The following is a 12,504-nucleotide window of genomic DNA, read 5'->3' on the forward strand; positions in this document are numbered from 1 at the left end:
CCAAAATCCATAAAAGGTGCAGATACAGAACCACCATTACGACCCAAAGCACAAAATAAAGATTAACCTTCCCTTTCATCTGCGCTCAGTTTTTGGTCCTGTGTAAAGTGATATATAGTTCCCTAAATCCACGGCCTTGGTAATGGTTTCCCCTACCTTCTTCCCGTTCTCGAAAAGTAGCCCTGTTCCCTGTTGGATGTACAGAATCCTTCCCATTAATTTCTCAGTTCTTTATTGTTCGCATCGCTCAATAATTTTAACAAGACCGCTCCAACTTCATATTGGGTCAAGTCTGGATTTTTGTCACTGAAATCCTCAATCGCATCTATGAACACTTTTTCAAGTTCATTGATTCTTATCTTGCCGTCTATTCTGTTTTGAAACTTGCTCATTCTCCTTGAATTTCTTGTAAAGTTCAACTATGAGGTTGTCGAAACGCTTTTTTGCGCTGCTGTTCTGGTAGGTCTTCTTGTTCTTGAACCCCAGACGCTTCGCAATCCATTCATTGTCGATGCCCAAAGCCTTCCTTACATCCTTAATGTCCATTAAATTTACGGAATTATACCCACTTATATGGGCAATGTATGGATTATTTTTGCATTTCACCGAACATTTGGATAGTTTTATTACTTCCCCCTTAACTTTAAGAAAAACGAAAAGATGAAAAGACTTTTACTATTGCTCTTTTTAGCGGTTTCCTGCTCAAAGAGCAATGATGGGGAAACAGTTAATACCTCTGTTGTTTCCTATCATGTCGAAGGAACAGGTACTATTTACAAGCTTCAGTACACCGTCAATGCATTTGATGGTTCGAGCAATGCAACTTCGCCTGGGGAGATATTTGATGCCGAACTTCCATTGGTGATAACAATAGATGATTACAAACCTAAAAGAATGGAGGCCTTTGTTCTTTTGGATGATATTTCGGATAGGGAATTTATTGATAGAATCTATATTAAAAAAGATGGTAAAATAGTGGATGAAACGTCCTTTTTTGAAGATTCTGAGGTTTCCAATATCGGAGGTATCTATTCAGTTCATTTAAATTATGAATGGTAATTTTATCCCTTTAATAAGTATCATTAATCAACCCTTGGAGCGTAAACGATTCTTTTTCGTCATGATGGTAATATGCCTCTCCAAAACCCCTTCCATTTTCCTCCATTACATGGTATTGAACTCCCCAATCATAGTTGGCTCGATTTACAATAAACGTATATTCAAGTGTTTCAATCATTTTTCTTCAACCTTCGGCACCAAATACTCCCATAACGGCCTTGCCATTGAAACATACCGTATTGCAGCGATTGTGTCCGGTTCATGGGCCTTTGGTGGCTGTGGCAATATCTTGCCGTTCTTATCAAGGTCGTAGAGCCAGTTCGATAATGCCTGTATCGTTGTGGTTGACCTTTTGGTGACCTTGATGTCATAACTGCCCAAACGCTTCATCCCAAGCAGTACAGAGGTCTTTTTTACCCCTCTGGCATTGTGTCCATGTGCGTTCAAATCTTTAAGTTCCGTTGCTCCTGAAGAATCGCCTATTATCATCTGGTTCTTCTCGAAACCTATCTCCTCCATTTTGTCCACAATCGACATCCGCTCGGCCCCCTCAATTTTTTCCGGCATTAGATTGTTCTCAATGAAAACCTCGTCAACATAGAGCGATACCCCTTTGATATAGCAGTCAATGAGCACTGTGGGATCGGGGCTTTTCCCAAAGTCCATTCCACTTGGAATCCGTATGGCATCCTTTGGGATCTCATCGACCACCCCAAAATCATATATCCGCCTATCCGAATACGTCCCGACCAATCCAAGACCGTACACCCTGAACCACTCCGTTTTGTGCTTTCGACTCTCTATGTACCTGACTTCGTTCTCTGGACACATTTCATTGTCCTTGTATGTGACGATTATCTTTTCACAATCAGAACGTGGTTCAAGTTCCTCATGCGCCCAAAACGTTGTGTCGGGATTATAATCGATTATTACCTCTTTGCTCCGGGCAATATAGTGCTCGACCGCTTGCCAACCCAATCTATTGCCCTCGTTTATGTAAAGCAGGTCCCTACGCGGCCCTTTTCCTTTGAATGGCTTGTTGTCGTCCGCGTGGCGGAACTGTATCTTCCTGCCGCCCCAATAGAACACATGTTCCGATTTATTGAAGTACCTATTGAAGTCCATGCCCCATTCCTCGAAAAGAAATTCAAAATCAGATATGGGACCGTCCTTAAGGTTTGGATATGTATCGGTGAGTATGGTGGTGACCCTTGCCTTGGGTCTGTCGTCCATTATAAGAAGCTCTGTAGCGATGTTTTTCCCGGCGCCTTGGCCTCCCTGTATAAGTTTGATGGGGGCCTGCATTTCCTTTATCTTGTAATATGTTGTGGTGTAGGCGACTGGCACGGCCTATTTTTTTTGATGACCCGACATATCAACTATCTTTCTCTCTGGAATTGTGGTGATTTCATGTTTGTCGGTAAGGCCGTTCATACGCTGTGTGATACTTGGATTTATAAGGTTTGCAAACCCTTTGTCCAACTGGTCGGCCCTAATTTCCCTCTTAATGCGCGAACAGATGGGGAAATAATCCTTGTATGATTCATTCTTACCTTCAAAATATTCAGTAAGATCAGGATAGGTTATTTCGGTATTGTCCATTACAAAGCACTCAAATCCTTCCATGGTCAATGCCCGGGTATATTCCCTTTGAACTGTGGTTGCATCCTTCCCGACCCAATCCTTTTGCCTTAATGGATTACTGTTGATTTCTTCTTTATAGGATTGGAAAAGCTTCCACATTCTTTCTGGGGTTTCTATGTACTTGTTTTTCCCCATCAATCAATCTCTTGGTGAAGTTTCTTAGGTTCGTTGTACAGGAATCTGGCATCGTGGAAGTTTATCTCAATATCGGGGTTTATCTTCTTCGCCTCGTTGTCGAGTATTCCCCTTAAAAGTTTTGCCTCCACTTCATTTGCGTTGCTTATCTCTATAAAGCAGATACCACAACTCTTCCTATAAAACTTGTCATTTCTTGACATTTTCGATTACATATTATAACCGTTATTTACAAATATAGTGATAATCTGTAACATATGCAACTATGCTTTTTGTAAATTATTGCCCCAGATATTGTTAAACTCGCTCTGTTCAATTTCTTTAAAGGAGGATATTAAATCATCTGTTACTTTTTTAAAAGTATATTCTTCAGTGCAGACGTTCAAACTCCATTTCCACCTTCCAAATCTGGCTTCACCACAAATAACCTCGCATATTACTTCATTCTTCTTTTTGTGTTGGTAGTATCGTCGCATTTCTTATTTGTTCCTATTCCCAAAAAAATAAATTGACTGGCTGTTTATTTTTACATCAAATTTCTTTTCAATGTCCCTCTGAATATCTTTTATCCTAGAGTCGTTGAACTTTATTCTTCCCCCTGTATCGGTAAGTATTATGTAGTTGTCCTTTTCATTGAACATTGATTCCTCGAACTGCGCCCTATAATCTTCAAAATGTGCTTTGTGGATAAGCTTACATTCCATTAGGAGATCAATTGTGTTGTGGATGGAACTAAGGCTTACGTGAAATCTTTTGATTATTTTATCGTAAATGGATTTTATCTTGAAATTTCCATCTTGATTGTAGACTTCTTCCAATATTGCAAGTCTTTCTGGTGTTTTTCGATACCCTTTTTGGTCCAAAAAATTACAAAATATGATTTTAACCTGTTCTTGTGTGCTTTCGGCCATTGTTATCTTTTTACTTCAATTCCAATTGTGCAGTTCTTTTTCTTTCCCGGATTCTTCATCAACTTCTGACCTAAGTTCCCCCGTTACCTGGAGATAGCCGAACCCTTTTATCTTTTCCTCCGCGTCCTTCCGGGAAATTGCCTCGATGCGCGGGCCTATCCATTTCTTCAGTTTGCCGTCCTTGGGGTCTATTGCCCATGTCATTGTCTGGAATTTCCTCACAGTTCTTTCCTTAGTTGTTCCAGGAGCCATTTTGCGCCGTTAAACACTTTTCTTGCACCCTCTACGTCACGATAATCATAATCGGTTGGATTTTGAATCACATGATATTCGTTCATTTTGTAAATTTCCTTTTCAGCCCTTTCCAACACCTTTTCCATTTGCTCTTTGTGGTAGGATTCAGCAAATTCAGATATTGTTTTATAGTTTGGGTTTATACTCGTTCTTGAAAGTTCAAAAAAGTGGTCAAACTCAAATTCCTGCCTTTTTAGATATTCTTTTGCGTTATCACTCATCTTGCTTTGCTTTGTGGGGTTCAGTCTTCATTAAAATCTTCACCACAATTCTTACAATGCTTTAGTACTTGTTCTTGATTGTTCAGCCCAATGAAACAGTATGGGCAATGACCACTTTTAATTACTTCTTTCTTCTCACTTGCTTCCATTGTTCAAATACGGTTTAGTGGTTACTTGTGCTGACATTGATATTGCATCTGTCTTGAAACTTTTTCTTAGTTCAGCATTTTTATTGCTGACTTTTTCCAAACCGTCAATAACTCTTTCTTCTTCTCTTTTGCAAGGCATACATTGTTCTTTACATGCTGAAATTGCCCTACACACATAAAAATCTTTATCAAAGTCCATTGTAGATAAGGTTATTGGTTAAAGATTCCACACGCCTAATCGTTTAGCGTTTTTCTTGATTTCTTCTTTTTGTTCAAGTTTAAACCCTTCTTCATCGGTTTCGATTGCGCTCAAATACCCTTTGATAAATTCTCTTTGCTCCTTAGATGGATTTCCTAAATCTAAAAACACATCAATAGCTGATTCCTCGCTTTGAGCAACCACTTTACCTACTAAAAGTTTTGATTCTTTATTCCTTGCTTCTACCAAAAATTGATAGATTCCGTAAAATTTATTTTCCATTGTACATTGTTTTGTTGCTTACTTTGGGTCTATTGGTAGGGCTAAAGTTTCATGTTCTAATTCGCTTCTGAATTTACAGAATGCTTTAAGGAAATTCTGACCTTCTTCTTTTGTTAGGTAGATGTTGTTTGACCAATAGTCCATTTCAGAATCCCATTTAGTGTGTTTTGTTATAACGGCGTACCCTGCAATTTCTCCTTCTATTGCTCCTATTGCGCCGTTATCCTGCCTGTAAAGCACTTTTTCAACATGCTGCACGTCTGCCATTGGAATAACGGCTGTTTTACCGTCAAAAATTGATTCATTCACTTTTCCCATTTTCTTCAATGTTTAAGGTTAATTTTAGTTTTAAGAGTTCCAACTCAAATATTTTCTTGTCCAAGAAATTTGAAAGGCTATTCAATTCCAGTTTCTCTTCCATGTTCATTGGTCTAAAAGTTTAATTTCTTTGGTCAGGTAAAAGCATTGCGCCATGTAAAGCATATTCAATGGCTTTTTCAATGTTTTCAAAATCATCGTATGTGTCACAGCAAGTAGTAAAACTGTCTGCGTTCAAATCCTCTACGTTGATGTAGAATCGTTTCTTTCCATACTCCTTGGACTTACCAAAGCCGTGGTCACGTGTGACATAAATTGAATGCCCTTTATATTCAGCCTCAAAATGCTTTTTACTGTATTCGGTTATTTTCCTTTGTTGGAAAATGCATCCTGCTATTTTCATTGGTCTATTGGTTCTGTGGTGTTCAAAAGTTGCTTGGCCTGTGTGAATAATTTCTTTTCCTTTTCACTCAAACCTTCTTCAGAAAATTGTTCGCTCAACAAATGAAATTTAACTTCGCTGACAAAATCTCTAAGCCTTTCAATGGTCTGCTCTTGGGAGGTGGTTTGTTGGGATGCAAATCCGTCAATTGCTTTTTTGAACATTGAGGCATACCATTCAGCGTGTTCCTGTGCAGATTGCCCCCCTTGCTTATATTGAGCTGTGAGATTGAATCCTTGATTTCCAAACCAAACTGTTGGTACTACGCAATCATCACCGTCAACGTCCTTGCCTTTATTGTAATCAACCCGAAAAAATTCATTTTTAGTTCCCATGTCCCTAGAATATCAATCCAATCAAAAATCCCATTATCAACAATATCGCAGTCCTGTGCCTTAAATAGAAGGTCTTCCAGTTCTTTTCGGCCACGTAGTCCGTTGGGTGCTCCAATCTGTCCGGGTCTTCCAAAAAGTCGGCCATTACGTTCACAAATTCGTTGTACCTCTGGTTGTCACTCAAAAAAAGTTCGTCCCCCAGGTCGGTTCCCGAGAAGAACCTGTCAGCTCTGTCTATGTTCTCTTGATTTGCCATGATTTTATTGCCTATTTTTTTGCGTGTTAAAAAGGTTTCTTATTTTATATGGGGCTTTGATCTCTATGTAGAAGAACAGTAAATGGAGGTTGAAAAAACTTCTTGAAATCTCAAATCCAAACAAGCAACCATTAAAATCTCCCAATTCTATATTGAGTATCTCTAAGAAAAATCCATTGTAATTATTCCACTCACAACTGATAAGGCTCACTTTATTCATCTGTCCTTTGTTTTATTGTAGGGGTTGGTCAATCAAAGCTGAGTCAGCCCTAGACGTTCCATAAATTTGATACAAGCTTGTTTGTTGTCTTTATTGATTTTTATCGGGGAATCACCTTGTCTCATGTTTTCGGTTACAATCACAACTCTCCATCCATGTTCTTCACTGAAAGGCAATTCATCATCTGTTTTAGATGGCTTCTGAATAAAAGCCTCAACAATCTTGTTTATATTGATATAGTGTTCCATGATATTCCTGTTTTAATGTTTGCTCTTTAAAATGGCACTGGTGGTCTTTTTTACAGATTCTAGTCCAACTCTTAGGTATTGAGTGCTGTTCGTCCCGACCACTGGGATTTCGCTTTGCTCCCCCGTTGGGGTGGATTACCATTGTTCCTTTTACTGCTCATTTTTTGCATCAGTGCCATTGCTCTTATAGTTTGGGAGTGGCGGTGTTTAGTGTGTGCGCTAGCTTTCTCAACAGATTGTTTATACACTCGTCTCAAGGTTCTGCTTAGACCTTTTTTCACCACTCCCGTTACTATGTTCAATCAAATACCAGTTCTTTATTGGTGTATTTTGTGTTAAGGTCTTTTGCTTCCATTCCTATATGTGTTCTATGTGTTGGTCAGGAATTTTTGAACTCGTTCCATTGGGATTCGGTTAGCTCGGCCTCTTTCTTGAGTTCTCCCATTCTTTTGTCAAAACTTTGGTGGACCCGTTCTTCAGCTTCCTTTAGGGCCATTCTCTTGTCTTTGGGTGATAACCCATCAAGCATATTGAATATTTGTTCTCCTAATGAGATTTCCCTACATGCTGATAATTCTTCTTTTTTAATTTCTCCGTACATCGTATATCTGTTTTAAAATGTTCCTTTTTATGTTTGGATAGACCCTATTTTTTAGGGTCTTTCGTTACTTGGATGGTCAGTTTTTTTGTTCAATATCTTGTCCAGAGTTTCCAGTTCCTTTTTTGAGGGTGATATGAATGTCTCATCAATTATTATGTCAAATGTTTCCAGTTCGTTGGTATCGTATCTATAGGTGAACTCCACCTCAATTGTGCCTTTTTTATATCTATTGGTATACCATTCATCGTGGTCGTAGGCCTTGATGAAATCAAAGCCCATTTTTTCTAGGTCGTTTTCTGTTGGTTTTGCCATAATGATTGAGTTATAAGCCTGTCAGGTTTGTCACATTGACCGCTAGAAAGAATGAATTGACAATACATATAATCAATCCAAAATCCACTTTCCCCTTCTTTACACAATGTATTCCTGCTACAATAAGAACTGTTTGGATTATTATCAATATGACCAATACCGTCTTAATTATTTCCATCTCTTTTTTCTTTTAAAAAACCCCCAGTACCAAAAGGAAGTAAAGGGGGCAACTAACTAAACCAACCAAAAAAACTTAAAACCTCACTTTAGTCGCTACGGCCAAAGCCCCTTTTGGTAACGACTGTGGAACAAATGTAGAAATTATTTTCGATTTAAAGAAATTTATTTGCTCTTTTTGGAAATTTATTTCTATCTTTGAATTGTAGTTGTATGGGAACAACGGGAAAATTTAAGGGTGGCAGTAGTGAACCCATAGGCCCCTGTAGCGAGACCCATACAATCGTTCAGGGGCTTTTTAGTGCCCGGGTGTTTTCTACGGTTGGACCCAAACTCAAACGACATTTATGGATAATCCAGAAATAGATGATAGTAGGGGAAATGTCCATAGAATACAGTTGAAGTGATGAGCAATGCTGGCAATGCCCGAGCCTGTAACCAGCGACATTGGTATAATACTTAAGTCTCGCCCTGTTGAAGAATGGGGTATTTCACCGACGCTAAAACGACCTTTTTCTAGGTTTTGAATGGTTTTTACTCTTTTTTCTTAATATTTGTCTTACAGTCGAATAAGGAAAGTGGAGTATTACCAAAGGGGATGGCTCTTTTCAAAAATCAACAAAAGTATGGGTGAGATTGAAATTTGGACAGATGGAAGCTGTGACCCAAATCCCGGGAAGGGAGGTTGGGCATTTGCTTTGAATAAGGAAGAGTATAAAAGTGGAACAAGTGAGCATTCCACAAACAACAGAATGGAAATGACAGCAGTGGCCGAGGCAATAGCTTATGTCAAATATGAGTTTCCCTCTCACAGTTTGAGGATTTACTCTGACAGCCAATATGTGGTCAACGGCTTCAATTCCTGGATGCATTCATGGAAGAAAAAAGGGTGGACGAAGAAAGGCGGGGAAATAAAGAACCTTGATATATGGAAGACCCTGTACGATAACCATGAGGATGTCACGCTTGTTTGGGTGAAGGGCCATTCAGGCAATGACATGAACGAGTTCGTTGATGTGCTTGCGTCAGGTGGTGACCTATCCAATGTGGAGATCAGGCCAATTGAGAGAATAGACCCCTTATGGGAAAATGTTTTCAAGGAGTTTTCAAGATGGGTCAAGGGAGGTTATAAAAATGAGGACAGGGATTCCTTGTTGAGAAGGCTGCAATCGAAATATTCGATATCAGTCGCCGGGGAAGCTGAAATGGAAGCCTTAAAAATAAAAAAGGTGTCGGTAGAGGATCCCGAAAATGGAATTGTGATAACCTATGAGTTGATTGAAAGCTTAAAAACGCACGCAGGGGGATATTCAAAGAAAGGACTCGAACTATTGGGTGTTGAGTGGCCGCCAGAAAAAGGATGGAAGGCTAGGATTCTAGGAAACGTAATTGATAGAGGGAGTTACGACAGACTGATGCTTGACCCTAAAAGAGGGGGTAAATAAAAAATTCAATTGACAAATGTCAAGAAAAATGGAATTTTACGGAAAATCCATAGTTTTTTTAAGGTTTTTCCACAATGTAGATAAAGAAAAAAGGGCTATTTTAGAGGGCTTTATCGTTTGATAAGTATTTGATAAGTTTCCCCTGCCAAAGCCCTTAAACATCTGAATATGAAGTAGATTAATGGTTAAATCCATTAAATTATTTCATATGAAAAAATTAATTTTTGCACTGTTTTTGTTGTTCGGGACACCAATCATCTTAACGTCCTGTACGGCAGACGAGAACGAAGAGTATGTCACAATCGCAGAGGACAAGGACAAAGAAGAGGACAAGGACGAGTAGGCCTTTTATCATCCTTATGATTTTATTGGGGGCGGCAATCCTAATGTTCGCCCCTCTTTTCCATATAGTCTTTCCTAAATCCAATCCAGTTGTAGATGCTTACGAAAACGATTTGGATGCAAAGGTCTGGCTCATTGACCAACAAGTGGAGAAAGCCCATAACGATTATAAGAACGGGGCGATTACAGGCGATGAAGCGTACTCACTTATATTCCATGACCTATTGCCCAAAAGAAGTGATCAGATAAAAATCAATGAAAAACTTCTTGAAAAGAAAGAGGATTCCGAAAGGATTTTCGGATGGAAGACATGGCGTTCATTTTGGAACGGTTGGGGGCAGAGATTGCCATATGTGGTTTTCGTGCTATCGTTTTCCTTTCTCTTTTTTGCGTTCAATATAAAGGATAGGCTTCTGTACTGGTCGCTGATATTCTTTCAATTGGCAGGATACACCATGACCACCTATCAACAGGCATATTCATTTTGGCCCGCGCAGGACATACCTATAAAAGGCTATAGATTGACAATATTTTCAATCGGACTGTTCATGGGAACATCTATAATATTGTTTATGAAGTACTATTTCTCCAAAACAAATTTATATATGGAGATTATAAGAATGTTGAACGGTGTCCTTATAAAGGATGTGAAGCCGTATGTTAAGAATGAAAGGGAATACGAAGAAGAAATAATGTGGCCCACTTTAAAAAATGAAAGGGATGCTCTCAAACAAGGATAAGAAAAAGGTAGTTGATGATTTGGTCGAGTTCAGGGCTTTGAACGATGAGCTTTCAAAAATGATTATGGACCAGAAAACAGAGAATAAAAAGGAAAAGGAAAAGGTAAAAAAAATCCTTAAGGACAACCCCGACCTACTTTTATTCTTAGGAATCTAAAAACTTTTTCAGTTCTTCCGGGTTGTTCAGTAGATAATTGACTTTCTTCAGTACTTTATTTTCAATGACCTCCAAAAAATATGGATGTTGGAAAAATTGAACCTTGTTCTTCCCCGCAAAAAGCGAAATTTCATCTAAAGTTACAGAAACACCATCTTTTTTAATACAAAGTTCCCCATCATTGAAAGAAACTTTCTTTCCACTTCCATAGAAATGGTTTTCTATTATTTCCTTTTCATAATCCTTTAGGCTTTCATTGGCAAATGCCATACGTATTGTTGCGTCCGACATATCCAAAAGGCCGCCAAAAGCACTCCATTTAAGGCCTTTCTCCTTTTTCAGTTCCCTGAATTTAGTGTAAAATTCTATCTCCTCCATTACTATCATGGTGTAAAAATCGAAAAATTTTCCAATTTTAACAAAATTATTTTCTATTTATGGAAATTTATTTCGATATTCGTATTGTAATAATAATACTAAAACACCCAAAGATAATGCACAGAACGCTAACAATAAAGGAAAAAGAGGTGACGGGGATGTTTCCGGTTGACAGCATCTCTTGGGATTGGAGCTTTGGGGATGATGACGGGCGGGAGTATTCCACCTATGAAAACGTAGAGCATGAGATTGAGTTTGATGACATCGTATTGATATTCCATTTAAAGATTAAGTCTTATGAGGGATGCGAGCATAACGATGTATCCATAAACGACATCAAGGAGATATGGGTGGGCGAAGAACTTGTTGAACTTCCCTGGGAAGATGAAAAGGAGCTTATCAAGATACTTGTCAAACATTACGAGAACCCATTTAACATAGAATAGACATGGAAGAGTTTAAAGGAACAAAAGGGGAGTGGAAAGAAAATCAAAGTGAGGTATACTCTTCAATTTATAAAAATGGAGAGCCGTTCGATCTCGTTAAGGTTGCCTCTTTGGTTCAAATAAATCCAGATGAAACCAAGGCCAACGCCAAACTAATTGCAGCAGCACCTGACTTATTGGAGGCTTTGAAAGATGTATATGACTTGCTAGAGGAACACCAACCTAATTGGTATCTGAGAAAGCACTTCAATAAAATGGAATCAGCATTAACTAAAGCATTGGGATAATGGAAGCATCATTGAAACAGGCAAAACAAATGTTTTCCCACTACGAGGAAGAAATCAAAAAATGTTCCCGAAAAAAGGAACTCCTTGAAATACAGGAAGAATTTGAGGAGGCAAAAAAGGTTGATAGGGTAATTGAACACTATATGGTTCAGCAAGACCACCACGCCAACTATCTAAAGGCAATGGAATATTACATGGAACACAAACTACAGGAAGCATGAAACCGATACTGAAGAACTTTTCGGGCAGCGGACGCTTTGAGTACCGTATACATCCAACCATCGGCAAAAACTTTGTTTCATTGGACATGTACATAAAAACTCCTTTTACTGAAGATTTTGTGTTCCTGAACGGTGTGTCAGGAGACTTTAAGGAGGGACAAAAAAGCTCTATTGGACTTGAAAAGGCCTTAAAACTGACAGAGGATAAATGGGGATTGAACTTAATTAAAGCTGATTTACAGGCGGTATGAAAATCCTAAAGATAGATTCATCAAGCACCAGGATAGAAGTTGAATATGACCTTGAAAGACTGGAACAGAAGAACTACCAGTGGCACGTAAAGCAAATGATATATGACGAACAGGGAAAAAACGGAATACGCACTTGATTTCTATTCCGATCACTTCGACAAGAAGGGGTATTGCATAGACCTTCACTTCTTCCTGAAGAAAAGGGGATTTGAAAGGGTATGGACGAGCATCCAGAACAACTGGTTCAACAAGGGGATATTCCCCAGCAACAAAAAACTTATAAACCTGATATATGAGTTCACGAAACAGTACAAAAAGAAAATCGCAGCCGCAGAGATTGGGGTTGGTTGAATGGTTCACCAAGCATCCCATCAGCAGTGATGTATGCTCCAAGGACTTCGCTATAACAAGGGCAATTGAATATTTGAGTAAAA

Annotated in this window: 30 protein-coding genes; 10 read left to right on the forward strand and 20 right to left on the reverse strand. The window is 38.8% G+C overall.

Annotated features, from left to right (window positions below; genetic code table 11):
* Positions 1-75 precede the first annotated feature (75 nt).
* Both J0X14_RS14275 and J0X14_RS14280 read right to left on the reverse strand, forming a co-directional pair.
* The gene (locus J0X14_RS14275) at positions 76-216 is read right to left on the reverse strand and encodes a hypothetical protein (RefSeq protein ID WP_207098485.1); all 141 of its coding nucleotides are present in this window, start codon (positions 214-216) and stop codon (positions 76-78) included.
* The gene (locus J0X14_RS14280) at positions 216-392 is read right to left on the reverse strand and encodes a hypothetical protein (RefSeq protein WP_207098486.1); all 177 of its coding nucleotides are present in this window, start codon (positions 390-392) and stop codon (positions 216-218) included. Before J0X14_RS14280 ends, J0X14_RS14275 begins: the two co-directional genes overlap by 1 nt.
* Before the next feature lie 268 nt (positions 393-660).
* Between J0X14_RS14280 and J0X14_RS14285 the strand changes: the two genes are divergently transcribed.
* Entirely contained in the window at positions 661-1,059 is a 399-nt protein-coding gene (locus J0X14_RS14285; protein ID WP_207098487.1) for a hypothetical protein, read from the forward strand.
* 10 nt (positions 1,060-1,069) lie between these two features.
* On the opposite strand, the gene J0X14_RS14290 is transcribed toward J0X14_RS14285, so the two are convergent.
* The 17 genes from J0X14_RS14290 to J0X14_RS14365 form a co-directional block, all read right to left on the reverse strand.
* Positions 1,070-1,237: a hypothetical protein gene (locus tag J0X14_RS14290; protein WP_207098488.1), complete on the reverse strand. Its 168-nt coding sequence runs from the start codon at positions 1,235-1,237 to the stop codon at positions 1,070-1,072.
* A complete protein-coding gene (locus J0X14_RS14295) occupies positions 1,234-2,406 on the reverse strand; it encodes a hypothetical protein (protein WP_207098489.1) in 1,173 nt (390 codons plus the stop codon). Before J0X14_RS14295 ends, J0X14_RS14290 begins: the two co-directional genes overlap by 4 nt.
* A gap of 3 nt (positions 2,407-2,409) precedes the next feature.
* A complete protein-coding gene (locus J0X14_RS14300) occupies positions 2,410-2,838 on the reverse strand; it encodes a terminase small subunit (RefSeq protein WP_207098490.1) in 429 nt (142 codons plus the stop codon).
* On the reverse strand, positions 2,838-3,041 hold the full coding sequence (locus J0X14_RS14305) for a hypothetical protein (RefSeq protein ID WP_207098491.1): 204 nt from the start codon (positions 3,039-3,041) through the stop codon (positions 2,838-2,840). The genes J0X14_RS14300 and J0X14_RS14305 overlap by 1 nt, the downstream gene beginning before the upstream one ends.
* A 276-nt stretch (positions 3,042-3,317) precedes the next feature.
* The gene (locus J0X14_RS14310; protein WP_207098492.1) at positions 3,318-3,749 is read right to left on the reverse strand and encodes a Fur family transcriptional regulator; all 432 of its coding nucleotides are present in this window, start codon (positions 3,747-3,749) and stop codon (positions 3,318-3,320) included.
* A gap of 15 nt (positions 3,750-3,764) precedes the next feature.
* A complete protein-coding gene (locus J0X14_RS14315; protein ID WP_207098493.1) occupies positions 3,765-4,001 on the reverse strand; it encodes a hypothetical protein in 237 nt (78 codons plus the stop codon).
* Positions 3,968-4,264 carry a hypothetical protein gene (locus tag J0X14_RS14320; protein WP_207098494.1) on the reverse strand — a complete coding sequence of 99 codons (297 nt, stop codon included), beginning with the start codon at positions 4,262-4,264 and terminating at the stop codon, positions 3,968-3,970. Before J0X14_RS14320 ends, J0X14_RS14315 begins: the two co-directional genes overlap by 34 nt.
* A gap of 135 nt (positions 4,265-4,399) precedes the next feature.
* Positions 4,400-4,612, reverse strand: a complete 213-nt coding sequence (locus J0X14_RS14325; protein ID WP_207098495.1) for a hypothetical protein — start codon at positions 4,610-4,612, stop codon at positions 4,400-4,402.
* A gap of 18 nt (positions 4,613-4,630) precedes the next feature.
* Positions 4,631-4,894 (reverse strand): hypothetical protein, encoded by a 264-nt coding sequence (locus tag J0X14_RS14330; protein WP_207098496.1) that lies wholly within the window; start codon positions 4,892-4,894, stop codon positions 4,631-4,633.
* An 18-nt stretch (positions 4,895-4,912) separates the two neighbouring features.
* Entirely contained in the window at positions 4,913-5,212 is a 300-nt protein-coding gene (locus J0X14_RS14335) for a hypothetical protein (protein WP_207098497.1), read from the reverse strand.
* Positions 5,196-5,321 (reverse strand): hypothetical protein, encoded by a 126-nt coding sequence (locus J0X14_RS19140; protein WP_262897105.1) that lies wholly within the window; start codon positions 5,319-5,321, stop codon positions 5,196-5,198. The genes J0X14_RS14335 and J0X14_RS19140 overlap by 17 nt, the downstream gene beginning before the upstream one ends.
* Positions 5,322-5,333: 12 nt before the next feature.
* A complete protein-coding gene (locus J0X14_RS14340; protein ID WP_207098498.1) occupies positions 5,334-5,615 on the reverse strand; it encodes a hypothetical protein in 282 nt (93 codons plus the stop codon).
* A complete protein-coding gene (locus J0X14_RS14345) occupies positions 5,612-5,989 on the reverse strand; it encodes a hypothetical protein (protein WP_207098499.1) in 378 nt (125 codons plus the stop codon). Before J0X14_RS14345 ends, J0X14_RS14340 begins: the two co-directional genes overlap by 4 nt.
* A gap of 4 nt (positions 5,990-5,993) precedes the next feature.
* On the reverse strand, positions 5,994-6,245 hold the full coding sequence (locus J0X14_RS14350; RefSeq protein ID WP_207098500.1) for a hypothetical protein: 252 nt from the start codon (positions 6,243-6,245) through the stop codon (positions 5,994-5,996).
* Between the two features lie 252 nt (positions 6,246-6,497).
* Positions 6,498-6,713 (reverse strand): hypothetical protein, encoded by a 216-nt coding sequence (locus J0X14_RS14355; protein ID WP_207098501.1) that lies wholly within the window; start codon positions 6,711-6,713, stop codon positions 6,498-6,500.
* A gap of 379 nt (positions 6,714-7,092) precedes the next feature.
* Positions 7,093-7,314, reverse strand: a complete 222-nt coding sequence (locus tag J0X14_RS14360) for a hypothetical protein (RefSeq protein WP_207098502.1) — start codon at positions 7,312-7,314, stop codon at positions 7,093-7,095.
* 51 nt (positions 7,315-7,365) lie between these two features.
* Complete coding sequence (locus J0X14_RS14365) at positions 7,366-7,626, reverse strand: hypothetical protein (RefSeq protein WP_207098503.1); 261 nt, start codon at positions 7,624-7,626, stop codon at positions 7,366-7,368.
* Positions 7,627-8,429: 803 nt separating this feature from the next.
* Between J0X14_RS14365 and J0X14_RS14370 the strand changes: the two genes are divergently transcribed.
* From J0X14_RS14370 to J0X14_RS14380, 4 genes are all read left to right on the forward strand, one after another.
* The gene (locus J0X14_RS14370; protein WP_207098504.1) at positions 8,430-9,248 is read left to right on the forward strand and encodes a ribonuclease H; all 819 of its coding nucleotides are present in this window, start codon (positions 8,430-8,432) and stop codon (positions 9,246-9,248) included.
* 208 nt (positions 9,249-9,456) lie between these two features.
* Entirely contained in the window at positions 9,457-9,591 is a 135-nt protein-coding gene (locus tag J0X14_RS19145; RefSeq protein ID WP_262897106.1) for a hypothetical protein, read from the forward strand.
* A gap of 16 nt (positions 9,592-9,607) precedes the next feature.
* The gene (locus J0X14_RS14375) at positions 9,608-10,330 is read left to right on the forward strand and encodes a hypothetical protein (RefSeq protein WP_207098505.1); all 723 of its coding nucleotides are present in this window, start codon (positions 9,608-9,610) and stop codon (positions 10,328-10,330) included.
* Entirely contained in the window at positions 10,311-10,487 is a 177-nt protein-coding gene (locus J0X14_RS14380) for a hypothetical protein (protein WP_207098506.1), read from the forward strand. The genes J0X14_RS14375 and J0X14_RS14380 overlap by 20 nt, the downstream gene beginning before the upstream one ends.
* On the opposite strand, the gene J0X14_RS14385 is transcribed toward J0X14_RS14380, so the two are convergent.
* Positions 10,476-10,865 (reverse strand): hypothetical protein, encoded by a 390-nt coding sequence (locus J0X14_RS14385; RefSeq protein ID WP_207098507.1) that lies wholly within the window; start codon positions 10,863-10,865, stop codon positions 10,476-10,478. The two genes, J0X14_RS14380 and J0X14_RS14385, sit on opposite strands and share 12 nt — an antisense overlap.
* A gap of 116 nt (positions 10,866-10,981) precedes the next feature.
* Between J0X14_RS14385 and J0X14_RS14390 the strand changes: the two genes are divergently transcribed.
* From J0X14_RS14390 to J0X14_RS14410, 5 genes are all read left to right on the forward strand, one after another.
* On the forward strand, positions 10,982-11,311 hold the full coding sequence (locus J0X14_RS14390; protein ID WP_207098508.1) for a hypothetical protein: 330 nt from the start codon (positions 10,982-10,984) through the stop codon (positions 11,309-11,311).
* 2 nt (positions 11,312-11,313) lie between these two features.
* Complete coding sequence (locus J0X14_RS14395; RefSeq protein ID WP_207098509.1) at positions 11,314-11,598, forward strand: hypothetical protein; 285 nt, start codon at positions 11,314-11,316, stop codon at positions 11,596-11,598.
* Positions 11,598-11,819: a hypothetical protein gene (locus tag J0X14_RS14400; protein WP_207098510.1), complete on the forward strand. Its 222-nt coding sequence runs from the start codon at positions 11,598-11,600 to the stop codon at positions 11,817-11,819. The genes J0X14_RS14395 and J0X14_RS14400 overlap by 1 nt, the downstream gene beginning before the upstream one ends.
* Complete coding sequence (locus tag J0X14_RS14405) at positions 11,816-12,070, forward strand: hypothetical protein (RefSeq protein WP_207098511.1); 255 nt, start codon at positions 11,816-11,818, stop codon at positions 12,068-12,070. The genes J0X14_RS14400 and J0X14_RS14405 overlap by 4 nt, the downstream gene beginning before the upstream one ends.
* Positions 12,071-12,172: 102 nt before the next feature.
* Complete coding sequence (locus J0X14_RS14410) at positions 12,173-12,421, forward strand: hypothetical protein (protein ID WP_207098512.1); 249 nt, start codon at positions 12,173-12,175, stop codon at positions 12,419-12,421.
* Positions 12,422-12,504: the final 83 nt, after the last annotated feature.

Source organism: Allomuricauda sp. CAU 1633 (assembly GCF_017313225.1).
GTDB lineage: Bacteria > Bacteroidota > Bacteroidia > Flavobacteriales > Flavobacteriaceae > Flagellimonas.